The 24700-nt window shown below is 70.2% G+C and carries 25 protein-coding genes and 1 tRNA gene; 21 read left to right on the top strand and 5 right to left on the bottom strand.

The window, feature by feature from the left end; all coding sequences use genetic code 11:
* Positions 1–20 precede the first annotated feature (20 nt).
* Both ABFX50_RS02990 and ABFX50_RS02985 read left to right on the top strand, forming a co-directional pair.
* Positions 21–974: an alpha/beta hydrolase gene (locus ABFX50_RS02990; RefSeq protein WP_379504770.1), complete on the top strand. Its 954-nt coding sequence runs from the start codon at positions 21–23 to the stop codon at positions 972–974.
* Between the two features lie 77 nt (positions 975–1051).
* A complete protein-coding gene (locus ABFX50_RS02985; RefSeq protein WP_346142926.1) occupies positions 1052–1885 on the top strand; it encodes an alpha/beta fold hydrolase in 834 nt (277 codons plus the stop codon).
* Here the strand turns inward: ABFX50_RS02985 and ABFX50_RS02980 are convergent.
* From ABFX50_RS02980 to ABFX50_RS02970, 3 genes are all read right to left on the bottom strand, one after another.
* Entirely contained in the window at positions 1860–4202 is a 2343-nt protein-coding gene (locus ABFX50_RS02980; protein WP_346142924.1) for an ATP-binding protein, read from the bottom strand. The two genes, ABFX50_RS02985 and ABFX50_RS02980, sit on opposite strands and share 26 nt — an antisense overlap.
* Positions 4203–4345: 143 nt before the next feature.
* Positions 4346–6208, bottom strand: coding sequence for an acyl-CoA dehydrogenase family protein (locus ABFX50_RS02975; RefSeq protein ID WP_346142922.1), 1863 nt, complete (start codon positions 6206–6208; stop codon positions 4346–4348).
* Between the two features lie 474 nt (positions 6209–6682).
* Positions 6683–7417, bottom strand: coding sequence for a class I SAM-dependent methyltransferase (locus ABFX50_RS02970; RefSeq protein WP_183650969.1), 735 nt, complete (start codon positions 7415–7417; stop codon positions 6683–6685).
* Between the two features lie 154 nt (positions 7418–7571).
* Here ABFX50_RS02970 and ABFX50_RS02965 point away from each other — a divergent pair, with 154 nt between their 5' ends.
* From ABFX50_RS02965 to ABFX50_RS02955, 3 genes are all read left to right on the top strand, one after another.
* A complete protein-coding gene (locus ABFX50_RS02965) occupies positions 7572–9794 on the top strand; it encodes an ATP-binding protein (RefSeq protein ID WP_346142920.1) in 2223 nt (740 codons plus the stop codon).
* Between the two features lie 289 nt (positions 9795–10083).
* The gene (locus ABFX50_RS02960; protein ID WP_183650963.1) at positions 10084–10623 is read left to right on the top strand and encodes an RNA polymerase sigma factor; all 540 of its coding nucleotides are present in this window, start codon (positions 10084–10086) and stop codon (positions 10621–10623) included.
* The gene (locus ABFX50_RS02955; RefSeq protein WP_346142917.1) at positions 10610–11326 is read left to right on the top strand and encodes a hypothetical protein; all 717 of its coding nucleotides are present in this window, start codon (positions 10610–10612) and stop codon (positions 11324–11326) included. The genes ABFX50_RS02960 and ABFX50_RS02955 overlap by 14 nt, the downstream gene beginning before the upstream one ends.
* Here the strand turns inward: ABFX50_RS02955 and ABFX50_RS02950 are convergent.
* Positions 11315–12346: an adenosine deaminase gene (locus tag ABFX50_RS02950; RefSeq protein ID WP_379504766.1), complete on the bottom strand. Its 1032-nt coding sequence runs from the start codon at positions 12344–12346 to the stop codon at positions 11315–11317. The two genes, ABFX50_RS02955 and ABFX50_RS02950, sit on opposite strands and share 12 nt — an antisense overlap.
* A gap of 62 nt (positions 12347–12408) precedes the next feature.
* Between ABFX50_RS02950 and ABFX50_RS02945 the strand changes: the two genes are divergently transcribed.
* Genes ABFX50_RS02945 through ABFX50_RS02935 form a run of 3 tightly spaced genes read left to right on the top strand, consistent with a single transcriptional unit; the run spans position 12409 to position 14407 of the window.
* Positions 12409–12903: a SigE family RNA polymerase sigma factor gene (locus ABFX50_RS02945; protein ID WP_346126331.1), complete on the top strand. Its 495-nt coding sequence runs from the start codon at positions 12409–12411 to the stop codon at positions 12901–12903.
* The gene (locus ABFX50_RS02940; protein WP_346142913.1) at positions 12900–13805 is read left to right on the top strand and encodes a PASTA domain-containing protein; all 906 of its coding nucleotides are present in this window, start codon (positions 12900–12902) and stop codon (positions 13803–13805) included. Before ABFX50_RS02945 ends, ABFX50_RS02940 begins: the two co-directional genes overlap by 4 nt.
* Before the next feature lie 32 nt (positions 13806–13837).
* Positions 13838–14407 (top strand): hypothetical protein, encoded by a 570-nt coding sequence (locus tag ABFX50_RS02935; RefSeq protein ID WP_346126329.1) that lies wholly within the window; start codon positions 13838–13840, stop codon positions 14405–14407.
* A 25-nt stretch (positions 14408–14432) separates the two neighbouring features.
* Here ABFX50_RS02935 and ABFX50_RS02930 read toward each other — a convergent pair whose 3' ends face one another.
* Complete coding sequence (locus tag ABFX50_RS02930) at positions 14433–15635, bottom strand: pyridoxal phosphate-dependent aminotransferase (protein WP_346142911.1); 1203 nt, start codon at positions 15633–15635, stop codon at positions 14433–14435.
* A 182-nt stretch (positions 15636–15817) separates the two neighbouring features.
* Here ABFX50_RS02930 and ABFX50_RS02925 point away from each other — a divergent pair.
* The 13 genes from ABFX50_RS02925 (at position 15818) to ABFX50_RS02865 (ending at position 24502) form a co-directional block, all read left to right on the top strand.
* A tRNA-Trp gene (locus ABFX50_RS02925) sits at positions 15818–15890 on the top strand.
* A 76-nt stretch (positions 15891–15966) separates the two neighbouring features.
* A complete protein-coding gene (gene secE, locus ABFX50_RS02920) occupies positions 15967–16215 on the top strand; it encodes a preprotein translocase subunit SecE (RefSeq protein ID WP_183650941.1) in 249 nt (82 codons plus the stop codon).
* 64 nt (positions 16216–16279) lie between these two features.
* Positions 16280–17047, top strand: coding sequence for a transcription termination/antitermination protein NusG (gene nusG, locus ABFX50_RS02915; RefSeq protein WP_346142909.1), 768 nt, complete (start codon positions 16280–16282; stop codon positions 17045–17047).
* A gap of 183 nt (positions 17048–17230) precedes the next feature.
* On the top strand, positions 17231–17662 hold the full coding sequence (rplK, locus tag ABFX50_RS02910; RefSeq protein WP_183650935.1) for a 50S ribosomal protein L11: 432 nt from the start codon (positions 17231–17233) through the stop codon (positions 17660–17662).
* 71 nt (positions 17663–17733) lie between these two features.
* A complete protein-coding gene (gene rplA / locus ABFX50_RS02905; protein ID WP_183650932.1) occupies positions 17734–18453 on the top strand; it encodes a 50S ribosomal protein L1 in 720 nt (239 codons plus the stop codon).
* A 171-nt stretch (positions 18454–18624) separates the two neighbouring features.
* Positions 18625–19464, top strand: a complete 840-nt coding sequence (locus ABFX50_RS02900; RefSeq protein WP_346142906.1) for an SCO4651 family lipoprotein — start codon at positions 18625–18627, stop codon at positions 19462–19464.
* Between the two features lie 244 nt (positions 19465–19708).
* The gene (rplJ, locus tag ABFX50_RS02895) at positions 19709–20233 is read left to right on the top strand and encodes a 50S ribosomal protein L10 (RefSeq protein WP_183650929.1); all 525 of its coding nucleotides are present in this window, start codon (positions 19709–19711) and stop codon (positions 20231–20233) included.
* 71 nt (positions 20234–20304) lie between these two features.
* Positions 20305–20694 carry a 50S ribosomal protein L7/L12 gene (gene rplL / locus ABFX50_RS02890; protein WP_183650926.1) on the top strand — a complete coding sequence of 130 codons (390 nt, stop codon included), beginning with the start codon at positions 20305–20307 and terminating at the stop codon, positions 20692–20694.
* 243 nt (positions 20695–20937) lie between these two features.
* Positions 20938–21450 (top strand): glycosyltransferase family 39 protein, encoded by a 513-nt coding sequence (locus ABFX50_RS02885; protein WP_346142904.1) that lies wholly within the window; start codon positions 20938–20940, stop codon positions 21448–21450.
* A gap of 135 nt (positions 21451–21585) precedes the next feature.
* Positions 21586–22587 carry an ABC transporter ATP-binding protein gene (locus tag ABFX50_RS02880; RefSeq protein ID WP_183650920.1) on the top strand — a complete coding sequence of 334 codons (1002 nt, stop codon included), beginning with the start codon at positions 21586–21588 and terminating at the stop codon, positions 22585–22587.
* Positions 22588–22643: 56 nt separating this feature from the next.
* Positions 22644–23411 carry an MlaD family protein gene (locus tag ABFX50_RS02875; protein WP_346142902.1) on the top strand — a complete coding sequence of 256 codons (768 nt, stop codon included), beginning with the start codon at positions 22644–22646 and terminating at the stop codon, positions 23409–23411.
* An 81-nt stretch (positions 23412–23492) separates the two neighbouring features.
* A complete protein-coding gene (locus tag ABFX50_RS02870) occupies positions 23493–24008 on the top strand; it encodes a hypothetical protein (protein ID WP_246452037.1) in 516 nt (171 codons plus the stop codon).
* On the top strand, positions 24005–24502 hold the full coding sequence (locus ABFX50_RS02865) for a hypothetical protein (protein ID WP_346142900.1): 498 nt from the start codon (positions 24005–24007) through the stop codon (positions 24500–24502). Before ABFX50_RS02870 ends, ABFX50_RS02865 begins: the two co-directional genes overlap by 4 nt.
* Positions 24503–24700: the final 198 nt, after the last annotated feature.

The raw sequence follows: 24700 nt of genomic DNA, 5'->3' as shown, positions 1-24700 counted from the left end.
CTTTCCCCTTTGGAGTAATGATGAGCAAGCCTGTCCTGGAACCTGCCGCGCGAGCCTTCGCCGAGGCCACCGCCCAGCCGCCCTACCTCTTCCAGCTCACGCCGGACGAGGGCCGCACGATCGTGAACGACGTCCAGTCCGGCCCCGTCGACAAGCCCGCCGTGGATGAGGAGTGGGTGACGATCACCGGTGGCCCCACCGAGGAGGTCCGAGCCCGCGTCGTCAGGCCCGCGGGCAGCACGGGCGACCTTCCCGTGATCATCTACATCCACGGCGCCGGCTGGGTCTTCGGCAACGCCCACACCCACGACCGGCTGGTGCGTGAGCTGGCGGTGGGCGCGGGCGCCGCCGTCGTCTTCCCCGAGTACGACCTGTCGCCCGAGCACCGCTACCCGGTGGCGATCGAGCAGAACTGGACCGTCGCCCGGTGGATCGTCGCCGAGGGCGCGGCCAGGGGTCTGGACTCCACGCGTGTCGCGGTGGCCGGCGACTCCGTCGGCGGCAACATGGCCGCCGCGCTGACACTGATGGCCAAGCAGCGCGGCGGGGTCGCGCTGCGGCAGCAGGTGCTGTTCTACCCGGTGACGGACGCGTCCTTCGACACCGGCTCCTACCAGCAGTTCGCCGAGGGCTACTTCCTGCGCAGGGACGGCATGCAGTGGTTCTGGGACCAGTACACCACCGACGAGGCCCAGCGAGCCGAGATCACCGCCTCCCCACTGCGCGCCACGACCGAGGAGCTGACCGGCCTGCCTCCGGCGCTGGTCATCACCGCCGAGGCGGACGTCCTGCGGGACGAGGGCGAGGCGTACGCGAACAAGCTGCGCGCGGCAGGGGTGCCCGTGACCGCCGTGCGCTACCAGGGGATCATCCACGACTTCGTCATGCTCAACGCCCTGCGCGAGACCCAGGCGGCCGGGTCGGCGATCGAGCTGGCCGTCGGCACGCTCCGGAAGGCCCTCGCCACGAGCTGAGGCCGTCCTCCTGACCCGTACGGGGACCGCCGCCAAGCCGGCGGTCCCGTGCCGACCCCCCGACCAGGGACGGATTGATGCCTTCCAGCTTCGAGCACGCCCAGATACGCCACGCCAACCTCACCGGCAGGATCCCCGTCGTCTTCGTCCACGGCCTGTGGCTGCTGCCCACCAGCTGGGAGCGCTGGGCTCAGGTGTTCGCCGAGGCGGGATTCGCCCCCGTCACTCCGGCCTGGCCCAGCGCGGCGCCGCTCGGGGCCGCGCCGGCCGGGACGGCGCCTGCCAGGACGGCAGGCGAGGTGGCCGGCCACTTCGCGGACCTGATCGGCGGGCTCGATCGCAGGCCCGCCGTGGTCGGCCACTGCACCGGCGGCCTGCTCACGCAGATCCTCGCAGGGCGCGGCCTGGCCTGCGCCGCCGTGGCGATCAGCCCCGCGCCCGTCCAGGGCGCGCTGCCGCTGCCGTTCTCCCCTCCGCGTGCCCCCGTCCGCGCGCCGGCCGACCAGGCCGTCGCCGACAGCGCCGTCCCGCTCACCTACGACCAGTTCCGACACGCCTTCGCCAACGCCGTCGACGAGACGGAGGCCGAGCGCCTGTACGAGACGTTCGCCGTCCCCGCGCCGGGTGTGCCGCCACTCCATGCAGCCGCCGCCTTCGACCCGTGGAGCGAGCCCGAGGTCGACCGCACCGCGAAGGACAGGGGCCCGCTGCTGCTCATGTCAGGCGAGATGGACCGCGTCGTCCCCTGGGCCGTCGCCCACGCCTCCTACGAGAGGCAGGTCCGCAACGAGCACCACCTGACGGAGATCCTCGAGATGCCCGGCCGCGGGCACTCGCTGACCGTCGACGGCGGCTGGCGCGAGGTCTGCGGCACCGCCCTGACGTTCATCCAGCGTTTTGTGGACGCGTGACTGCAGCTGACCGGGCGACCTGCTCGAGGAGCTCCAGCACCCTGGCCGCCCTGACGGCGTCACCGGAGGCCTCGTACAGCTCCATGGCTTCACGGAACGCTTCGCGGGCCTGCTCGACCTGCTCCAGCTGGACCAACGCCTTGCCCAGGCTGGTGAGCGTCGTGGCCACGGCCCGGCTGATCGGGCGCTCGCTCATCTCCCACAACGCCTGGCGGTAGTGGTCGGCGGCCTCCTGCCAGCGTCCGAGGGCGGAGTAGCCGTCACCCACCAGATCCAGCGTCGCGCCGACGGCCTGGTTGACGATGGCGGGCGAGCCGCCGAAGGCGGGATCGCGCAGCCGCTCCACCAGGGCCAGGTTGTGCCTGACGGACTCCTCCACCCGGCCGAGCCTGCGCAGGCAGTTTCCCATGCTGCTCATGGCCTGGGCGTAGCCCTCCGTGTCCCCTGCCTGCTGGAAGCACTCCGCCGCCTGACGGGTGTAGCGCAGCCCGCTCTCCTTGCTCGGCTGGTCGTCGCGAGCCCACAGCGACCAGGTGGCGTAGATCAGCGACCAGCCCTGCTGGCGCACGTCGCCGATCTCGCGGGCCAGCTCCAGCGCGCGCAGGGCGGTCGCCTCCGCCTCGTCGAAGCGAGCCTGGCAGTAGGTCTGCGCCCAGGACAGGTAGTTGAGATGCGCCGCCTCCTGTGCGCGGTCGCCCATGGCGCGGGCGGCCCTGGAGGACAGATCGAACACCTCGGGCCAGTGCCCCCAGTGCATCCACAGGTCCGAGAACCAGTGCATGGCCTCGGCCACCTCGACGACGCGCGCGTGCTCGCCGACGCGGAAGGCCTGTCTCAGCGCCGCCAGCCAGGCCTCGCCCTCCGTCTGGAGCCACTCCTGCGCCTGTTGCGAGCTGTTCAGTTCGACGAGGGAGCTCCAGTCCTGCGGCGGGGCGCCGTAGTCCGGCTCGAACCAGCGCCCGGCGATCGTGGCGACCTCGAGCAGCCAGTCGTCCATACGCCGCCGGGCCTGCCGCTGGGCCTGGACGGGCTCCTCCTCGGACAGCCGGGCGCGGGCGAACAGCCGTACCAGGTCGTGGAAGCGGTAGCGGCCCACGTACGGCGACTGCAGCAGGCCGAGGTCGACCAGCTCCTCCAGGGCGTCCTCGGCCTCGGCCCTGCCGAGCTCGGCCAGGACCGCCGTCATCGGCGCGCCGAACTCCGGCGCCGCGGCCAGCGCCAGGCGGCGGAAGCTCTGCCGGGCCGGCAGGGAGAGCTGCCGGTACGACAGCGCGAAGGCGGCGGCCACGGACAGGTCTCCCGCGGACAGGGACTCCACTCGCCGTCCCTCGTCGCCAAGGCGTGCGGCCAGTTGCCCTGCCGTCCAGCCGGGTCTGCTCTGCAGCCGGTTCCCGGCGATGCGCAGCGCCAGCGGCAGGTTCCCGCACAGGCTCGCCACCTGGGCAACCCCGTCAGGATCGGCCGCGGCGCGCTCAGGGCCGACGATCGCGCCCAGGAGGGCGGCCGCCTCCTCCGCGGCCAGATGCGCCAGCGGGAGCTGGTGCACGCCCTCCAGCCCTGCCAGCGGCCTGCGGCTGGTGACCAGCGTCATCACCGGCCCTGCCGAGGGCAGCAGCGAACGCACCTGGCCTTCGTGCGCCGCGTTGTCCAGGATGATCAGGCACCGCCGCTCGCGCAGCAGGGCCCGGTATCGGCCCGCGCGGTCCTCCTCGTCGGCGGGGATGCGTCGCTCGGCCACGCCCAGGGCCTTGAGCAGCCGGGACAGCGCCGTCCCCGGGTCCAGCGGGATCGGATCCATGCCGCGCAGGTCCAGGTAGAAGCGGCCGTCGGGGAACAGATCGTCCAGTTGCCCTGCGGCTCGCACGGCCAGCGCCGTCTTGCCGATGCCGGCGGCTCCGGAGACGGCCGCCACGACGGCGGCCTGCTCGTCTCCCGCACGAGCCGCCAGCTCGCGCAGCGCACGCAGTTCCCGTGTCCGCCCGGTGAAGTCGCCCACCCCGCGGGGCAGCTCACACGCCCCCGGCGCGGGGGCCTCCTGGCGCGGTCGTCCGGCCCGTGCCGCCTCGGACAGCGCCACTCGCCGCGCGTCGTCGAGCCGCAGCGCCTCGGCCAGCGCCTCCACGGTGCGCCGTTGCGGGCCCCTGCTGGCTCCGCGCTCCATGTCGCCGATGGCCCGTACGCTCACGCCGGACGTGTGGGAAAGCTCCTCGATCGTCAACTGGGCGGCGTGTCGCAAGCTTCGCAGCAACCTGCCGAACGACTCCGCCACCCGTCCCCCTCGCGATCGCCCCCGGCGAAGTACTACAAAACGCCGCATATCACCATATCCACCCGCCGAGAGCGGATGTCCTCCTGCGCCATGGCCGCCGCCTGCCAGGAGAGGGGGCGCGGCCGAGAGCGTCCCCCGGTGTGCAGGGACGACACAGCCGGCTGGTCGCCGAGCCCGCTGATGCGCCGCCGTTAGCGGATGTGCCGGTGGACGTTCTCGCCGTCCGCAGGAGCGGCGATCCACGGGCCCTCGACGGAGGGGTCGAGGATCCCCTCCTCCACGAAGGTGTAGCGGCCGTCGAGGACGTATCCCGCCACCCTCGCGTCATGGGCGTCGCTGTTGTCCCACAACCTGTCGAACAGCGTGTCCACCCTGATCCTGGCCTGGCGGCAGAAGACGTCGGCCAGCTCCATGGGACGCCGTCCGAGGTCGCGGGAGTCCTCCTCGGCCCGCACGCAGACCGCGGTCATCGCGAACAGCTCGGAGCCGATGTCGACGATCCTGCCCAGGAAGGCCTGCCTGTGCTCCAGGCCGCCCTGCCACCTCGACATGGCGTAGAAGGTGGACCTGGCCAGCTTGCGGCTGGTCCGCTCCACGTGCCGCAGATGATGGGCCAGCGGGCCGAAGGCGCCGTAGGCGACGGGGAGCGTGCCCTCGCCGACGACCAGCCCCGGCAGCCACCTGGCGTAGAAGGCGCCGGCCCGCCTGAGCGCCCTGGCTCGGTCCTGCCTGGAGGCGTCAGGGTCGATCAGCTCGCCCGCGACGGACAGGTGCGCGTCCACCGCCTCCCTCGCGATCAGCAGCCGCATGATCTCCGAGGAGCCCTCGAAGATCCGGTTGATGCGCAGGTCGCGCAGGATCTGCTCGGCGGGCACGCCGCGCTCGCCGCGCGCGGCCAGCGACTCGGCCGTCTCGTAGCCGCGCCCGCCTCTGATCTGGACCAGCTCGTCGCCCACCCGCCAGGCCATCTCGCTGGCGAACAGCTTGGCGAGCGCGGCCTCGATCCTGATGTCGTTGGACTCGTCGTCGGCCAGCCTGCTCGACAGGTCGCACACCGCCTCCAGCGCGTAGGCGGTGGCCGCGATGAACGCGACCTTGGTGGCCACCGCCTCGTGCTCGCCGACCCTGTGCCCCCACTGCACACGCGCGTTGCACCACTCGCGGGCGATCTTCACCGCCCACTTGGCGTTGCCCGCGCACGTGGCGGGCAGTGACAGCCGGCCGGTGTTCAGCGTGGTGAGCGCGATCTTCAGACCGTCGCCCTCGCGGCCGATCCTGTTGCGGGCGGGGACGCGGACCCCCTCGAACCGCGTCACCCCGTTCTCGATCCCGCGCAGGCCCATGAAGGAGTTGCGCCGCTGGACGGTGATGCCGGGCGAGTCCGCCTCGACCACGAAGGCGCTGATCTTCCTGCCGGTCCTGGCCATCACCACCAGCAGGTCGGCCACCACGCCGTTGGTCGTCCACAGCTTGACGCCGTCGAGCACGTAGTCGTCCCCGTCGAGGGTCGCGGTCGTGGACAGGCGCGCGGGGTCGGAGCCGACATCGGGCTCGGTCAACAGGAACGCCGAGATCTCCCCTCGGGCGCAGCGCGGCAGGAACTCACGCTTCTGCTCCTCGGTGCCGAACAGCCGCAACGGCTGCGGCACCCCGATCGACTGGTGCGCCGACAGCAGCGCCGACAGCGCGGGGCAGTAGGAGCCGACCAGCATGAGCGCCCTGCTGTAGTACAGGTGTGACAGGCCGAGGCCGCCGTACTCCTCCTCGATCGTGATGCCGAAGGCGCCGAGGCCGGCCAGACCCCTGACCACCTCGTCGGGCACCGTCGCGGTCCGCTCGATCTGCGCCGGATCCACCCGCGAGTCGAGGAACCTGCGCAGGGCCCTGACGAACTCCTCGCCCCTCTTGGCGGCCGACTCGTCGAGGGTGGGGATCGGGTGGACGAGATCGAGCCGGAAGTCACCGAGGAAGAGCTGCCTGCCGAAGCTCGGCCGCTCCCACTCGGCCTGCCTGGCCTGCTCGGCGACCTCTCGCGCCCGCGCGTACTCGGTCATAACGGCCTCCGCTCGCGTTCCTCCGATTCTGTCCTTCCCCTCGCCTGCCGTCGACACCCGCTTCCATGATCATCCCGTACGGCCTGGTCGGGTCATGCCCACCCTCGGCACGTGGCCAGGGTCTGTCCAGGGAGACGGCCATCGAGCGCGCGTGGCCGGGGTCGCGTGACGGCGGGGTCGCCGGCGTGGCGGCTTCGGGGACCGGGCGGGCGTGGGCGCGAGAGCTCGCCGGCTCCCACGGCCCGCGGGCATGAGAGGTCACCGGCTCGCGGGAGGCACAGGTTCGGGGTCACCGGCTCGCGGGTTCACGGGCGACGTTGCGGTGATCGGCCGGAGTCCTGCTGGAGCATGCGTGAAAGACCGACGGCCACCGGTGACTCCGGTGGCCGTGGGGTGGCTTCGCCGTACAGGGTCCTGAAGAGGCGGGCTCGGAGAGCGGCGGGAAAGCGCCGCGCGAGCTACCAGGCGGATGGATCAGGAAGGCACGCGGGCGACGCAGAAGACGGTCTGGCCGAACGGGGGGCGGATGAAGCGCTCGATCAGGCGCGTCGCCGGCACCACCGTGCGGTCGTAGATCTTGACCAGGCGCGGGTCGGGGTAGCCGACCCCGCCGCGGCGGACCGCGGCCCACCAGGCGATGCCGCCCAGGAAGTTGATCGGCTTGATGACGTCGATGTCGAGCCCCGCCTTCGCCACCGAGCTGCTCAGCGTCTTGGGCGTGTAGCGCTGAACGTGGCCGACCTTCTTGTCGAAGTCCCCGTAGAGCTGCATGTAGCCGGGCACCCAGATGATGATCCTGCCGCCGGGCGTCACGACGCGGGCCAGCGAGCGCAGCGCCCCCGCGTCGTCCTCGATGTGCTCGAGGACGTTCATCATGACGACGGTGTCGACCTTCTCCTCCATCGGAACCGCGTCGGGGAGGGCGAAGTGCAGCACGTCGATGTCGGAGCGGTCGGCGAAGCGCTTGCGCAGCTGCTCGACGCAGTAGGGGTCGAAGTCGCTGACCACGAGCCGGTCGAGGCGGGGCAGGAACTGCTCGGCGAAGTGCCCGAGGCCCGAGCCGATCTCCAGCATGGAGCGACCGACGTGGGGCGCCACCATGTCGAACTCGTACTGCCGGTAGTTCTTGGCCTCGTCGCCGCCGAGGTGGTTTTCCAGAGCCTCGTCGCCGGCCGCCGGTTGGACCACGCGGTCGTACCCAGATGACATGAGAGCTGTTCCTCCAAGAATGCGGTGCCGCAGAGTCTAGTGCCCGCTCGGATCTCCGGGTCACTTCATCCGCCGAACTCGCGAACGGACACTCCGGGGCGCATTCGGCGCGTTACTATGCGCTAACCCGTGAATCCCCACACACGAGGCAGTGATGGAGAGAGGCAACCTCCCTGCCGACGTCACCGGTTTCGTCGGCAGGCGGGCAGAGCTGAAGGAAGTCAGGCGTCTGCTCGGCAGGGCGCGGCTCGTCACGCTCACCGGCGTCGCCGGCGTAGGGAAGACGCGGCTGGCCATGCGAGCGGCCCACTCCGCGCGCAGGGCCTTCGACGACGGTGTGTTCTTCGTCGACCTGAGCACCCTGCACGATCCCGGCCTGATCGAGACGGCGATCGCCGACGCGATGCGACTGACCGACCAGACCGCCAGGACCGATGAGGAGGTCCTCACCGCCCACCTGGCCGACAAGCGCCTGCTCCTCGTCCTCGACGGGACCGAGCACCTGGTCGGGCGCTGCGCCCAGCTGGTGCAGCTGCTGCTCAGAATGTCGCCTGGGCTCAAGATCCTGGTGGCGGGACGGCAGGCGCTCGAGATCGAGGGCGAGCACCTGCTGCCGGTGCCCTCGCTCACGCTCTCCGACGCGGTCGCCCTGCTCGCCGACAGGGCCCAGGCCGCGACCGGCGCCTTCGCCGTCACGGCGGAGAACGAGGCGCTGGTCAGGAAGCTGTGCCTCAGGCTCGACCGGATCCCTCTGGCGATCGAGCTGGCGGCGGTCCGCCTGCGCGCGCTGTCGGTCGAGGAGGTCGTCGAGGGTCTCGACCACCGGTTCAAGCTGCTCGACCTCGGCAGCAGGGCGGGCGGCCCCCGGCACCAGACACTGAGGGCGGCGATCGGCTGGAGCCACGAGCTGTGCACGCCTGACGAGCGGCTGCTGTGGGCGCGGCTGTCGGTCTTCAGCGGCGGCTTCGGCCTGGTGGCGGCCGAGTCGGTCTGCTCCGGCGGGCGCCTGCCGCGCGCGGCGATCGTCGACCTGGTCGGCGCCCTGGTCGACAAGTCGATCCTGATCAGGGAGGAGCGGGAGGAAGGCGTCCGCTACTCCTTGATCGACTCCGTCAGGGAGTACGGCGCCGAGTCGCTGGAAAGGCTCGGCGCCGCGGAGGCCGACGCGTTGCGCGCCCGCCACACCGACTTCTACCTCAGGCTCGCCCGCGCCAACGAGGCCGACTGGTTCGGCCCCCGCCAGCAGGCCATCTTCTCCAGCACCCGCGCCGAGCTCGGCAACCTGCGAGCCGCCTTCGAGCGCTGCCTCGACGCCCACGAGCAGGCGCTCGACATGGCCGCGACCCTCTGGTTCTACTGGGTCGGCTGCGGGCAGCTGCGCGAGGGCCGCCACTGGCTCGGCCGCGCGCTGTCGGCCGCGCCCGAGCCGACCTCCGCGCGGATGAGGGCGCTGTGGGTGGCGGGCTACGTCTGCGTCCTCATCGGCGAGAGCGACTCGGGCACGCGCTTCCTCGAGGAGTGCAGGGACCACGGGGACCAGCGGGCCGTCGCCTACGCCGTCCATCGTCTGGGGTGCGCGGCGCTGATCGCCGACGAGCACGACCGTGCCGTCCCGCTCTTCACCGAGGCCGTCGAGAGGTACGCGAAGCTCGGCGTGCTCGAGTGCAACGTCCTCATGGCCTGCGTCGAACTGGCGATCGTGCTGGCCTTCCGCGGTGAGCTCGACTCCTGCGCCGAGCTGTGCGACCAGGTGCGCGACCGTTGCGAGCGCGTGGGGGAGCAGTGGGTGCTGTCCTACGTCGACTACGTGGAGGCGTACGCGGCCTGGGCGAAGGGGGCGAGGGGGCGGGCGCTGTCGCTCGCGCTGCGCAGCCTGCGCGTCAGTCACCGCTTCCACGACCTGGTCGGCATCGTGCTGTCGGTCGAACTGGTCGCCCTGCTCAGGGCCGAGGCGGGCGAGCCGGAGGTGGCGGCGGTGCTGCAGGGCGCCGCGGGCACGATCTGGCGCTCGGTCGGGCCGCTGCTGTTCGACTCCAGGCACTTCAACAGGCCCCACCTCATCTGCGTCGAGCAGGCCGAGCGAGAGCTGGGCGGCAGGGTCTACGCCGCGGCCTACGCCAGAGGCCGGCGGCTCGGCCTCGACGAGGCGGTCTCCGCGGCGGCGGGCGGCAGGGAGCCACGCGCCGAGCTCCCGCTCACCCGCCGCGAGTGGGAGGTCGCCCAGCTGGTCGCCGAGGGGCTGTCGAACAGGGAGATGGCCGAGCAGCTGGTGCTGTCCAAACGGACGGTGGACGCGCACGTGGAGCACATCCTCGACAAACTCGGGTTCTCGTCCAGAGCGCAGATCGCGGCATGGGTGACCTCCCTGCCGAGCTGACCATGTCCGTGGGGCGCGCCTGGCGCCGCTCGACGCGGCCGGACGGAGGTGGCGCCGCTGTTCGGCTGCCCTGCCGACCTCCGCCTCGCCACGAGAAATAGGTATGCGCGTGGGCCGATCTACGGATGTGACGATACGTGAGGACGTGAAGACTGTTCGCAGCCGTTCGACGACCGGGGGTGTCGGTCGGCGAAGGCGGTGAGGTGGAGGAGGGGCCGTCTCACCGCCTTTCATTTCTCGCTTTCCTCTTTCGCGCGAGCCCCCGCATGGGATGGAATCTGACTCGCCCATGGATGACGACGAGGCGATAGCCCGCGCGCTCGACGGTGACCTGTCCGCCTACGAGGCGCTCGTCGCCCGCTACAGCGCGCTCGCCCACCGCACCGCCGCCATGCTCGGCGCGGGCGACGAGGCGCAGGACGTGGTGCAGGAAGCGTTCGTCAAGGCGTTCAGGCACCTGGGCGGCTTCAGGAGGGACGCGCCCTTCCGCCCGTGGCTGCTGCGGATCGTCGCCAACGAGACCCACAACCTCACCAGGTCGCGAGGGCGAAGGTCGGAGCTGGCGCTGAAGCTCGGCGCGATGGCCGCCACGCAGGCCTCCGACGACCCCGAGGGCACGGCCGTCGCGGGCGACCGCAGGGAGCGCCTGCTGGCCGCCGTGCGCAGACTGCCTGATCGGGAACGGGAGGCCGTGGTCTGCAGGTACTTCTTGCAGCTGTCGGAGCAGGAGACCGCCCAGGTGCTCGACTGGCCGGTCGGCACGGTCAAGTCCAGGACGCATCGCGGACTGGCCAGACTGAGGGAGGAGGTGGGACGTGACCTCGCCTGACGACGACCTCGAGGCGGAGCTCATGGCGCTCGCCGACTTCGTCGACCTGCCGGCCGCCCCGCCGCCCGCCGAGGTGGCGGCGGCCGTACGGGCCCGCATCGAGGAGCCCTCGCCCGAGCCCGCGCCACCGGCGAGAAGGCGGCCCAGGTGGCGGCTCGTCGCGGCCATCGCGGTCGTGATCGTGGCGCTGACCGCCGCCACCCCGCAGGGCAGGGCCGCCGTCGTGCACATCCTGCGCCTTGCGGGCATCGAGGTGCGCGTCGGCGAGCAGGGCGCGCCGCCCGCGACACCCGTGCCGCTGCCGGGCGAGCACGAGGTCGACCTGGCCGAGGCGCGGCGGCTCACGGGGTTCCCCGTCAAGGTGCCCGCCGCGCTGGGCGAGCCCGAGCGCGTCACGGTCAGCGACGGCGACAGGATCGTCTCGCTGTTCTGGGCGGACGGCGTGCGGCTCGACCAGTTCGAGGGCCTGGCCCCCTACTTCGTGAAGCAGCTGCGCGAGCCGTGGCCGGAGAACGTCGGCGGCGACGGCTGGTGGCTGGCCAAGGAGCACACGCTCAGCCGCCTCGACAGGCAGGACGGCAGCCGGCTCCCGCTGCGACTGGCGGGACCCACTCTCATCTGGTTCGACGGCGACCTCGCCCACCGCCTCGAAGGCGTCACCTCCAAGGAGCGGGCGGTGGAGATCGCCTCCTCACTCCGCTGAGGGCGCGGTGAGCCAGTCGTCCACGCCCTTCATCAGCTCCTTGCGCACCGACTCGGGCGCGGCCGACGACCTGATCGACTGCCGCGCCAGCTCGGCCAGCGCCCTGTCGTCGAAGCCGTAGAGGTCGCGCGCCAGCTCGTACTGCGGCAGCAGCCTGGCCCCGAACAGCAGCGGGTCGTCGGCGCCCAGCGCGATCGGCACCCCCGCGTCGAACAGCCTGCGCAGCGGCACGTCCTCGGGCCCCGCGACCACGCCGAGCCCCACGTTGGAGGTCGGGCACACCTCGCAGCAGATCTGCCTGTCGGCCAGCCGCTCCATCAGCCGCTCGGACTCGGCCGCCCGCACGCCGTGCCCGACCCTGTCGGCGTCGAGGTCGTCGACGCACTCGGCGACGCTCTCGGGGCCGAGCAGCTCACCCCCATGAGGGACGGCCAGCAGCCCCGCCCGCCTGGCGATCCTGAAGGCGTGCTCGAAGTCGCGCGCCCTTCCCCTCCGCTCGTCGTTGGACAGCCCGAACCCGACCACGCCCCTGCCGGCGTACTGCGTGGCGAGCCTGGCCAGCGTCCTGGCGTCGAGCGGATGCCTGGTCCTGTTCGCCGCCACGACCGTCGCGATCCCGATGTCGGCCGCCCTGGCGGCCCGTTCGACGGCGTCGAGCATCAGCTCCAGCGTCGCGGTCAGCCCGCCGAAGCGTGAGGCGAACCCCGACGGGTCCACCTGGATCTCCAGCCAGCGCGAGCCCTCGGCCGCCTCGTCCTCCGCCGCCTCGCGCACCAGCCGGTAGATGTCCTCCTCGCGCCTCAGCACCGACCTGGCGATGTCGTACAGGCGCTGGAACCTGAACCAGCCCCGCTCGTCGGTGGCGTGGAGCTGCGGCGGCCAGTCCTCCTCGAGCGCGTCGGGCAGGTGCAGGCCCTGCTCCCTGGCCAGTTCGATCAGCGTCGAGTGCCGCATGGAGCCGGTGAAGTGCAGGTGCAGATGAGCCTTGGGCAGCTCGGCCAGGGGACGTGGCATTTCCATATGGTGCCACTCAACCTCGCGGTGGGTTGACGCGTTGGGAGGGGCGAAAGGGGACCTCGTTGATGACGGAAGAACATGAGGCGGCCTTCGACCAGTTCCTGGCCGCCCGAAGCACGTCACTGCTGCGCACCGCGATCCTGGTATGCGGGGCGTCGCAGCACGACGCCGAGGACCTCGTCCAGCACGCGCTGGAGAAGGTCTACCGGCACTGGCCGAGGATCGGGCACGACAACCCCGACGCCTACGCGCGCAGGGTCGTCGTGAACGCGGCCATCTCGGCGGCCCGCCGCCGCAAGATCATTCAGGAGATCACGTTCGCCAGGCCGCCGGAGACCGAGGCGGCGGCGCCCGACCTCGACCTGCGCGACGCGCTCATGGCCGAGCTGCGCAGGCTGCCCGCACGGATGCGGGCCGTCCTGGTCCTGCGCTACTGGGAGGACCTGTCGGAGTCGGCCACGGCGGCGGCGCTCGGCTGCTCGCTCGGCACGGTCAAGAGTCAGGCGGCGCGGGGGCTCGCCAGAATCCGCGAGAACATGAAGGAGGGAGCGCTCGTATGAAGGTCGAAGAGGGGCTGGCCGAGGCTATGGCCGCCCGGGTGGCCGACGTGCACGCGCCGTCCACGATGGGCGGCAGCGTGCGCAGGAGGCACCGCAGGCACGTGATCAGGTTCAGGGTCGCGGGGGCCGCCCTCGTGACCGCCGCCCTGGCGGCGGGGGCTCCCGTGGTCCTGCCGATGAGCTCGGGCTCCTCGGACGCGGCGCAGACGCCCACGACCGCGAAGATCGTGACCGAGGTGACGGTGCCCGACCTGACCGACATGACGCTGGCCGAGGCCCAGGCGGCGCTGCGGGCGGTAGGTCTCGTCGGCGAGAAGCTGACAGGGCACGAGCACGTCTTCGACCAGGAGCCGAAGCCGGGCACGGAGGTGTCTACGAGCTCGACCGTCAAGCTCTACCTGGTGGAGGAGAGGCCCCAGACGCTCGGCGACCTGGGCGACGGCCGCACGTTCGGCGGCATCACGCTCGGCTACCTGCCCGAAGGGCTGGTGTGGAGCAAGTGGTCGAACAAGTGGTCCGGCAAGAAGGCACGGGGCGGGACCAGCTACACCACCAGCTACGACACTCCTGACGGCCGCCCCGGCAGGTACGGCATCCAGGTCATGGTGCACGAGGGCAAGGCGGGCAGGCAGGTCGAGGCCCGCCTGAAGCGCGACGGTGTCGAACTCGTCGACCTCGGCGGCAGGCAGGCCTATGTGGCCAACGTCGGCGAGGGGGGCGAGGTCGGGAAGCCCGGTACGCAGCAGGGCAGGGAGCCGAGCACTCCGACCATCGGCTTCAAGGTGCGCGACGACCTCGCGGTCGAGGTGATGATGAGCCCTGACAGGGCCGAGAAGCTCGGCACCGAGGCGGTCTCCACCGAGCTGCAGAAGATCGCGCAAGGGATCCGCCCAGCGGAGTGATCAGAGAGGGGAAGGCGGGCATCTAAGGGGGTATGGCGCCTGACGGGTTGGTCACCGCCCACGGCGGGCGATGGCGGGCCGCGCTCGCCCTCGCCGCTCTGGCGGTGACCGTCCTCACGATCATCGCCATCTTCTCCTCGGGATTCGGCAGGACCTCACCGGTCACGGTTGTCCCGACCCTCGCCCCCACGCCTCCTTCGACCCCCACCGCCACCTCGCCCGGCATCACGGTCGTGGCCGACAACTTCTGGCTCACCTATCTGCCTGCCGGGCTCAGCCGCACAGGAGGCGGCTCCATCGCGCCCGAGCCCGGCGTCGAGGGCGGATGGGCCCGCTACGCCGCCGGGTCGAGCTTCGTCGAGGTGCAGGTGGAACACGGCACCGTCGCTGCCGACTGGGAGACCTACCGCAAGCGCGCCGTTCTCGCCTCGCCGCGCGAGACCACCGTGCGCGGCAAACCCGCCCTGGTCGGCAGGCATCCGAGCGGCGGGATGATGATCGCCTGGCTCGAACGCACGGGCACCGGCGCATGGATCCGCGTCAGCGACACCCTCTCCGCCGACCTGCTGCCCCTGGCGGCCTCCGTCCAGGCCCCCTCCTGACCAGGACAAGGCCGCACCGAGTGGATCAGACGGCTTCGGACAGCAGCTTCTGCAGGCGGCTGACGCCCTCGACCAGGTCGTCGTCGCCCAGCGCGTAGGACAGGCGGAAGTAGCCCGGCGTGCCGAAAGCCTCGCCGGGGACGACCGCCACCTCGGCCTCCTCCAGGATCAGCTCCGCCAGCTCGGCCGAGGTCTGCGGACGCCTGCCGCGCAGCTCCTTGCCCAGCAGCGCCTTCACCGACGGGTAGACGTAGAAGGCGCCCTGCGGCTCAGGGCAGAGCACCCCTGGGATCTCGTTGAGCATCCTGACCATGGTCTTCCTGCGACGGTCGAACGCCTCACGCATCCGCTCCACCGCCGACAGGTCGCCCTTCACCGCGGCCAGCGCCGCGACCTGGGCGACGTTGGAGACGTTGGAGGTGGCGTGCGACTGCAGGTTGGTCGCGGCCTTCACCACGTCGGAGGGGCCGATGAGCCAGCCGACCCGCCAGCCGGTCATGGCGTAGGTCTTGGCGACGCCGTTGAGGATGACGACCCTGTCGCCGAGCTCCGGCACGGCGGTGGCGATGCTGGTGAACTCCGCGTCGCCGTACACGAGGTGCTCGTAGATCTCGTCGGTGACCACCCAGAGGCCGTGCTCGGCCGCCCAGCGGCCGATCGCCTCGACCTGCTCGCGCGGGTGGACCGCGCCCGTCGGGTTGGACGGCGAGACGAACAGCAGCACCTTGGTCCGCTCGGTGCGGGCCGCCTCCAGCTGCTCGACGGAGACGAGGTAGCCGGTGGTCTCGTCGGTGACGACGTCGACCTGCACCCCGCCGGCCAGCTTGATCGCCTCGGGGTAGGTCGTCCAGTAGGGAGCGACCACCAGGACCTCGTCACCGGGGTCGAGCAGGGTGGCGAACGCCTGGTAGACGGCCTGCTTGCCGCCGTTGGTCACCAGGACCCTCGAGGCGTCGACCCGGTAGCCGGAGTCGCGCAGGGTCTTGTCGGCGATCGCCTGCCGCAGCTCGGGCAGGCCGCCCGCCGGCGTGTACTTGTGGAAGCGCGGCTCGCGCGCCGCCTCGACCGCAGCCTCGACGATGTAGCCGGGGGTCGGGAAGTCGGGCTCGCCCGCGCCGAAGCCGATGACGGGACGGCCCGCGGCCTTCATGGCCTTCGCCTTGGCGTCGACGGCCAGAGTGGCGGACTCGGAGATCGCGGAGATGCGTGCGGAGATGCGGCTGGACATATTCACATGGTGACAGACGGCGACACGCCCATGCGGGCAAGTGGCTTGTGACCAGGGCGATCTCGTTCTGGTTCGACGTAGCCGTCATTCTTCCGTACACTTTCGCCTGGTCCTGCCGCCGCATGTCGATGCGGCGATCGGCCCGGGCAGTAAGTCAATCCATGTAGTGTGGTTGACGACATAGGGCACTAGCGCAATTGGTAGCGCACCGGTCTCCAAAACCGGCGGTTGGGGGTTCGAGTCCCTCGTGCCCTGCTGAGTGCGGTCCGCGCAGCAAGGCGTGTAAGCGCGCCGCGCAACTGCGTTGGATACGACAGATCAGGTGAGGACTGTGGCGATCGACACGCACAGCGAGACCGCAGGCAAGCCGAGCGGCGAGAAGAAGCAGAAGCGCACTTCTCCTGCCCTTTTCTATCGGCAGGTCGTCAATGAACTGCGCAAGGTCATCTGGCCGACGCGCAAGGATCTCATCACCTACACCACGGTCGTTCTGGTATTCGTTCTGATCATGGTTGCGATCGTGTCGGGGCTTGACGCCCTGTTCACGGAGGGCGTCCTGCGGATCTTCGGCGGCAGCTGATCCCACGCCGGCGGGTGACGCCCGACGGGCCACCATTCGATTCGACGAAAGAGGAAAAGTCACCGTGTCCGAGACTTCAGACACCCCTCGCGAGGAGTGGGACGACGACGTCGCCGCGGAGGAGTCCATCGACGAGGTCGAGGAGACCGACGTCGAGGAGCCCGAGGCCGACGACGTCGAGGAGTCCGACGAGGCTCCGGTGGCCGTCGTCGAGGAAGAGGGAGACGACGAGGTCGAGGAGATCGACCCCGTCGAGGAGTTCAAGCGCTCCCTGCGCGGCCAGCTCGGCGAGTGGTACGTCATTCACTCCTACGCCGGCTACGAGAACCGCGTGAAGTCCAACATCGAGAGCCGCAACGTGTCGCTCAACATGGAGGACTACATCTTCCAGGTCGAGGTGCCCACGCACACCGTCCAGGAGTTCAAGAGCGGCAAGAAGGTTCCGGTCAAGGAGCGCGTGCTGCCCGGCTACGTGCTGGTGCGCATGGACCTCACCGACGAGTCCTGGGCCGCGGTGCGTAACACGCCCGGCGTGACCGGCTTCGTCGGCCTCTCCAACAAGCCGAGCCCGCTCAGCATCGACGAGGTCGCCAAGCTGCTGGCGCCCGAGCCGACCGAGGAGGCCAAGAAGGCCACCGCCAAGGCCTCCACGGGCCCCGCGGTCGAGTTCGAGATCGGCGAGTCGGTCACCGTCATGGACGGTCCGTTCGCCACGCTGCCCGCCTCGGTCAGCGAGATCAGCCCCGAGTCGCAGAAGCTCAAGGTGCTGGTGTCGATCTTCGGTCGCGAGACCCCGGTCGAGCTGTCGTTCAACCAGGTCTCGAAGATCTGACAGCCTCGCATACACTCGATGGGGAACGTGTGACTCCGCGCGCGCTCTAGCCGCCGGAGTCCCCCGCACGTCCCTGTCGTCACAGACGTTGGGCAGGCCGTCCCTCGCGAAGGGCGGCCTTCCGACATGTCCGCCCGCACCCGCGGGTGGACAGCACCGCAATCAGGACCCGGAGAAGGACACATGCCTCCGAAGAAGAAGATCGCGGCACTGGTCAAGGTCCAGCTTCCCGCTGGCCAGGCCACGCCCGCCCCGCCGGTCGGTACCGCCCTCGGTCCGCACGGCGTCAACATCATGGACTTCGTGAAGCAGTACAACGCTGCCACGGAGGCCCAGCGGGGCAACATCATCCCCGTTGAGATCACCATTTTCGAGGACCGCAGCTTCACCTTCATCACGAAGACGCCCCCGGCGCCTGAGCTGATCAAGAAGGCGCTCGGCCTCGACAAGGGCTCTGCGGTTCCCCACAAGGACAAGGTCGGCAAGCTGAGCCGCGAGCAGCTGCGCAGCATCGCCGAGACGAAGATGCCCGACCTCAACGCCAACGACGTCGAGGCCGCCGAGAAGATCATCGCCGGCACCGCCCGGTCGATGGGCATCACCGTCGCTGACTAAGACCTTTCCGTTCGTTCCGTGGGAGGGCCACGCGCTGGCCCGCGACCACAGACTCCACCGAGGAGACAGAAGTGAAGCGCAGCAAGGCGCACAAGAACGCGTCGACGCAGGTCGACCGCGACAAGCTCTACACCCCCGCCGAGGCCGCGAAGCTGGCCAAGGCGACCTCCACCACCAAGTTCGACGCCACCGTTGAGGTGGCGCTGCGGCTGGGTGTCGACCCTCGCAAGGCCGACCAGATCGTGCGCGGCACGGTCAACCTCCCGCACGGCACCGGTAAGACCGCCCGGGTCCTGGTCTTCGCGACCGGTGACCGTGCCGAGGCTGCCCGCGAGGCCGGCGCCGACATCATCGGCGCCGACGAGCTCATCGACGACATCGCCAAGGGCAACAGGCTCAACGAGTTCGACGCCGTCGTCGCCACCCCTGACCTGATGGGCAAGGTCGGCCGTCTGGGCCGCGTCCTCGGCCCGCGTGGTCTCATGCCGAACCCGAAGACCGGCACCGTGACCCCGGACGTGGCCAAGGCCGTGACCGAGATCAAGGGCGGCAAGATCGAGTTCCGCACCGACCGTCAGGCGAACCTGCACTTCATCATCGGCAAGACGTCGTTCGGCGAGCGCCAGCTCATCGAGAACTACGCCGCCGCCCTTGACGAGGTGCTGCGTCTCAAGCCGTCCGCGGCCAAGGGGCGTTACGTCAAGAAGGTCACCTTCTCCACCACGATGGGCCCGGGCGTCCCGGTCGACCCCAACGTGACCCGCGCGATGACCGCCGAGCTCGACGGCTGATCCCGCTTTTCTCGTCAGACCCCCGCAGGAATTCCTGCGGGGGTCTTTCGTTTTCCGGCGTCCTGCCGTGCTGAATGGGATTAAAGACGTATATAGGGAGAAAACAGACTCAGGGTTATCTCCGGGTCATCCCTGTGCGCCTGAGGCGGCCTCGCGACGTAGTGTCGGAGCATGCTGAAGCGCAGGATTACTCTCGCCGCCGTCGCGACGGGCGCCGCCGCCCTGGTCGCGGTCGCCGGTTGTGGATCGACAGGAGCGACCGCGTCCGGGGCGGTGCCCATCCAGGTGAATCTGGCCGCCGCCGAGGTCCTGGAGCAGGCCGCGCAGAAGACGCAGGACGTCACCAGCTACACCGTGGACGCCGTCGTGGACGTGACGGACCCGCAGGAGGGTTCGGGCAAGGTCCAGGGGCGGATGGTCTACCAGAGCAAGCCCCAGCTCGCCGCCGACCTGACGCTCGACAGCGCAAACTTCGGCGGGAAGAGCCTTCCGGGCGGTGCTCGCGCCGTCCTGCAGGGAGACACCGTCTACCTGCGCGTCGAGGCGCTGAACAAGATGCTCGGCGCGACCAAGCCGTGGATCAAGGTTCCGCTGAACGAGGCGGCAGGCGGTGACGCGAGCAAGTACCTCGACCAGGTCCAGCAGTTCGACCTGGCCAACGTCACCAAGCTCGTGACCGCCTCGCAGAACGTCAAGCAGGTCGGCACCGAGGCCGTGGGCGGCGTCGACACCACCCACTACAGCGGCACGTTCCCCGTGGACGCCGCGGTGCAGCAGCTGCCCGCGGACAAGCAGGAGCAGGCCAAGCAGCACATGAGCGAGCTCAAGAACGTCACCTTCGACATCTGGGTCGGCGCGGACGGCCTGCCCCGCAAGCTGGCGATGACCGGCGCGGAGAAGGGCGCCACGTTCAACGCCAACCTGTTCTTCAAGGGCTTCAACGAGCCGGTCTCCATCGTCGCGCCGCCCGCCGAGCAGGTGGGCGAGCTGCCGAAGCACACCGGTAACTGACCCCAGCGGGGGGCGATTTGGCATCTTGACTAATCGCCCCCTATTCTGGTGCTTGCCAAAGACCGCCGGTCGTCGCTGGGTGCCTCAAGGCCTGGTGACCGAAGGATCCACATCGTGGACGGCCCGCGTAGGTGAGATGCGAAGTTCTTCTGTGTGGATTCCACATGGTGAGCCCCGTGCGCCTGCGCCGGGGCTTGTTTCATGTTCGGAGGCCTTCGCCGGCGGCACATCTGGAAGGAGGCCCATGGCGAGGGCGGATAAGGCGACAGCGGTTGCCGAGCTCAAGAACGAGTTCGAGGGCAGCAGCGCCGCCGTTCTGACCGAGTACCGCGGTCTCACCGTCGCACAGCTCAAGCAGCTGCGTGTTGCGCTCGGTGGGAACGCGAAGTTCGCCGTGGCGAAGAACACCCTGACCAAGATCGCGGCCAACGAGGCCGGCGTGACCGGTCTCGATGACCTGCTGGTCGGCCCGACTGCCGTTGCCTTCGTCACGGGCGACGTCGTCGAGGCCGCGAAGGGTCTGCGTGACTTCGCCAAGGCCAATCCCCTTCTGGTGATCAAGGGCGGCTTCATGGAGGGCAAGGCCCTCGACGCCGCTGAGATCACCAAGCTCGCTGACCTCGAGTCCCGTGAGGTTCTCCTCGCGAAGCTGGCCGGTGCGATGAAGGCGAAGCAGTCCGCTGCTGCCGCCGTGTTCGCCGCGCTGCCCACCAACATGGCTCAGCTGGCCGAAGCCCTTCGCGCCAAGCGCGAAGAGGCTGGCGAGTAAGACCGGGGATTGCCGCAACTTCACCGCGGTCCCGTTACACCATTTAGCAAGATCCATACGGAGGAAACATCATGGCGAAGCTCAGCACCGACGAGCTGCTCGACGCGTTCAAGGAGATGACCCTCCTCGAGCTGTCCGAGTTCGTGAAGCTCTTCGAGGACACCTTCGACGTCAAGGCTGCCGCCCCGGTCGCCGTTGCCGCCGCCGGCCCGGTCGGCGCCGCTCCGGCTGAAGAGGCTGCGGAGCAGGACGAGTTCGACGTCATCCTCGAGGCTGCCGGCGACAAGAAGATCCAGGTCATCAAGGAGATCCGCGCGCTGACCTCCCTCGGCCTGAAGGAGGCCAAGGACCTGGTCGACGGCGCTCCGAAGCCCGTCTTCGACGCCAAGGTCAACAAGGAGCAGGCGGAGAAGGCCAAGGCTGCCCTCGAGGGCGCCGGCGCCACCGTCACCGTCAAGTAAGACGGCACGTCTCTTCGGAAAGAGCGGAACACCACCCTGGTGCCGGGTGGGTTCCGCTCTTTTTGTATGTCAGGACGCCCGTATGCGAACTACAGCCGGATCTCACCCTGATCTCAGAGAGCGTTCCTAGCGTCGGAGCATGAACTCGATCGGGCGAAGGCGGGAGCGGACCGCGCCGGCGGGGCTGCTGCTCGCGACGGCGGTGCTCCACCTCTGGGGGCTGAGCCGCAGGCGCTGATGGGCGTGGCCGCCGTCGCGACCCTCTACGCGACCGTGCGCAGGAGCTACCCCGCCTGGTCGGCGCTGCTGGCCGGATCGGTGCTCGCGCTGACGCCCGTGGCGGTGCTGATGTTCCGCTTCAACAATCCCGACGCGCTGCTCGTGCTGCTGCTGACCATGGTGTGCCTGGCGGGGCCGGCGGCGTGCGCGGTGGAGACGGCCGCCTCGGGGCACGCGGGGGCGATCCCGACGGCGGGCCCGCCCACGGGAGGCGGGTTCGGCGGGCCGAACGGCCCGAGGAGAGCTCAGCCGCAGTCCGCCCCCGCGCCCGGTGGCGGGGTCCAGGACGGCCCTCAGGACGGCTTCCAGGGCGGTGGGCGGCGGGAAGGGTTCTTGGCGGGGCGGTTCCGGCGGCGGTGGCGGAGGCGGCCTGCTGAACGCCTCGACGCCGAGCGCCGAGGTCGTGGCGGTGCTGAAGGGGGGCGCGGGGCCGTACACGTGGGTGGCCGCCACGGTCGGATAGTCACCGCCCTGTGAGCCCTCACATAACCGGCAAGTAACAATCCCGTCCGGTTATTGGAATGGAGTCCAATTCGCGGGAAGCTCCCTACGACGATCGTGCGCGTCGGTAAAGTGTTCGTCTCGTTACCACCTGCGACGGGAAGGTGACCTGTGGGCGTCGAGGTCGTGGTCGACGGCTTGACCAAGTCGTTCGGTAGGCAGGTCATCTGGGAGGACGTCTCGCTGACGCTCCCCGCCGGCGAGATCTCGGTGCTGCTCGGCCCTTCGGGCACAGGCAAGTCCGTCTTCCTCAAGACCCTCGTGGGCCTGCTGCGCCCCGAGCGCGGCCACATCTGGATCGACGGCTACGACCTGGCCAACTGCAGCGAGAACAAGCTCTACGAGCTGCGCAGGCTGTTCGGGGTGCTCTTCCAGGACGGCGCGCTGTTCGGCTCGCTGAGCCTCTACGACAACATCGCCTTCCCGCTGCGCGAGCACACCAAGAAGAGCGAGTCGCAGATCCGTCAGATCGTCATGGAGAAGATGGAGCTGGTCGGCCTGGTCGGCGCCGAGGGCAAGCTGCCTGGCGAGATCTCCGGCGGCATGCGCAAGCGGGCCGGCCTGGCCAGGGCGCTCGTGCTCGACCCCGAGATCATCCTGTTCGACGAGCCCGACTCGGGCCTCGACCCGGTCCGCACCTCCTACCTCAACCAGCTGATCGTCGACCTCAACGCCGAGATCGAGGCGACCTTCCTCATCGTCACCCACGACATCAACACCGCCCGCACCGTCCCCGACGACATCGGGCTGCTGTTCAGGCGCGAGCTGGTGATGTTCGGGCCGCGCGAGATGCTGCTGTCCAGCGACGAGCCCGTGGTCAGGCAGTTCCTCAACGCCCGCAGGCACGGTCCCATCGGCATGTCGGAGGAGAAGGACATCTCCGAGCTGGAGGCCGAGGCGCAGCAGGGCCACGACCCCGGCACGCTGCCGCCGATCCCGCCGCAGCTGATGCCCAGCGGCAACGGCATCCGCCGCACCCAGAAGCCGCCCGGCGCGTGGCTGGCCGCCAACGGGGTGATCCCGCCCCAGGGCTCCTTCGTCGACGAGCGCGGCCGCAACTGGCTGGAGGAGTACCCCCGGCTCGTCAACGCACACATGAACGGCGTGCACTGATGCATGCCGATCGGGCGCGACCTGCCCGAACTCGCTGACCTCACCGAGCTGATCCGATGACCAACACCCTCGGCACGGGGCTGAAGCTCACGCTGTTCGCCCTGCTGACCACCGCGTGCGCGGCCATGCTGGCCCTGATGATCTCCGGCGCCACGGTCGCCCCCGCACAGGTCTACAGGGGCCTCTTCACCGACGCCACCGGCCTGCGGCCTGGCGACGACGTGCGCGTGGCGGGCGTTCGCGTCGGCCGCGTGGAGGAGATCTCCCTGTACGGCACGCAGGCCGAGGTCGCCTTCTCCGTCAGGCGGAGCACCCCGCTGCCGCGCGGCGTCGTCGCGGCGATCCGCTGGCGCAACCTGGCCGGCCGGCGCTACCTCGCCCTGACCCCCGGCAGCGACGCCACCGGCTACCTGAAGCCGGGAGAGCGCGTGGCCACCACCCGCCCCGCGCTCGACGTGACAGCGCTGTCGAAAGGCTTCAGGCCGCTGCTGAAGGCGATCCGCCCCGAGGACGGCGACACCCTGAGCCGACAGATCGTCCAGGTGCTGCAGGGCGAGGAGGGCACGGTCGAAAGCCTGCTCGGCCACATCTCCTCCGTCACCGGCCCGCTCGCCGACCGCGAAGAAGTGATCGGCAGCGTGGTCGACAACCTCACCGTCGTGCTCGCCGATATCGCAGGACGTGACGACGCGTACGGCAGCCTGATCGGCAACCTGCACGCCCTGGTCAAGGGCCTGTCAGCCGAAAGGGAGGCGATCGGCGACTCCCCGCGCACGCCCGAGCACCTCGCCGGCGCCGCCGGTCCGCGCGAAGATCGCCGCTGAGCGCCGGCGGTGACACCGCTCCGCTGCCGGCCCGGCCATTCGGCGCCTGAAGGAATGAACCGGGCGTTATGATCCCGCGATATGGCAGGCACAGCTGGCTCCTCCAGGTCGGTGACCGTGCTGCGCAGGCTGACCGTCGCGCTGGCGGCGGCCCTGCTGCTGGTGGCGGGGTCGGCCGTCTGGCTGAGCGCGCAGGTGCGCGACGAGGAGGCGGCGGCGGCCGACAGACGGGCGGCGCTCGCGGCGGCCTCGGCCCACGCGGTGAACCTGCTCTCGCTCAACTACCAGAGCGCCGACGCCAGCATCCAGAAGATCCTCGCCACCTCCACAGGGACGGCCTTCGCCGAGTACTCGGCGGGCGCGCCCAAGCTCAAGGAGACCACCATCGCCAACAAGGTCGTCCAGACCGGCGCCGTGAAGGCCGCGGGGGTGGTGTCCATGGGTGAAGGCACGGCGAAGGTGCTGGTCGTCGCCGACTCCCATATCAACTGGGTCGGATCGGGCACCCCTGACCAGGACCGCTACTTCAGGTGGTCCATGGACCTGGCCAAGGTCAAGGGCGTCTGGCTGGTCTCGAAAGCGGAGCAGGTGCTGTGAGGGTCGCGATGGCGGCGGTGCTGGCCCTGGCGGTGGCCTTCGTGGGCTGGACCGCGGTGCGCATGCTGGGCGAGCTGAACGACCTGCGCGGCGGCAGGGAGTCGGGGGAGCAGGCCATGGCCGCCGCCCGCGCGATGGCGCCCGACCTGCTGTCCTACAACCACGCGACGATCGAGGAGGACCTGAAGCGGGCCGAGGCACTCACCACGGGCGCGCTGACGGCGCGCTACCGTGAGCTGCGCGCCTCGCTGGTGCCCAGGGTCACCGAGCAGCGGACCGTGCAGGAGGTCTCGGTGGCGGGGGCCGCCGTCGAGAGCGCCACGCCCGACCGGGTGGCCGTGCTGCTGTTCGTGAACATGGGGACGGTCAAGCAGGCGCCGGGCAGCGCCGAGCCGAGGCACCAGGTGATCCAGAACCGGGTCAGGTTCGTCATGGTGAAAACTGGTTCGAGATGGCTGGTCGGCGATCTGTCCACGCTGCTCGGTAGCGCATGATGTCCGGGCATGTCCCGACTTTCAATTGTTATCAAAATCCAGGTTTGGCGAAGCTCTCGGCGCGGGTACTTCAGTCACAGTTCCACCGCACGGCAGCATGGGTTCGGCCTCCGGTGTGACAGAGCGTTAGCGGCCCCGGCTCGCGGGTATCGTCTTGGGGCTGTCGGCTAGTGAGCTGTCACCTTGGGGAGAAATCCC

The sequence above is a fragment of the Nonomuraea recticatena genome, from assembly GCF_039533245.1.
GTDB classification, from domain to species: Bacteria; Actinomycetota; Actinomycetes; order Streptosporangiales; family Streptosporangiaceae; genus Nonomuraea; species Nonomuraea roseola.
This window is presented reverse-complemented; position numbering and strand designations above follow the sequence as displayed.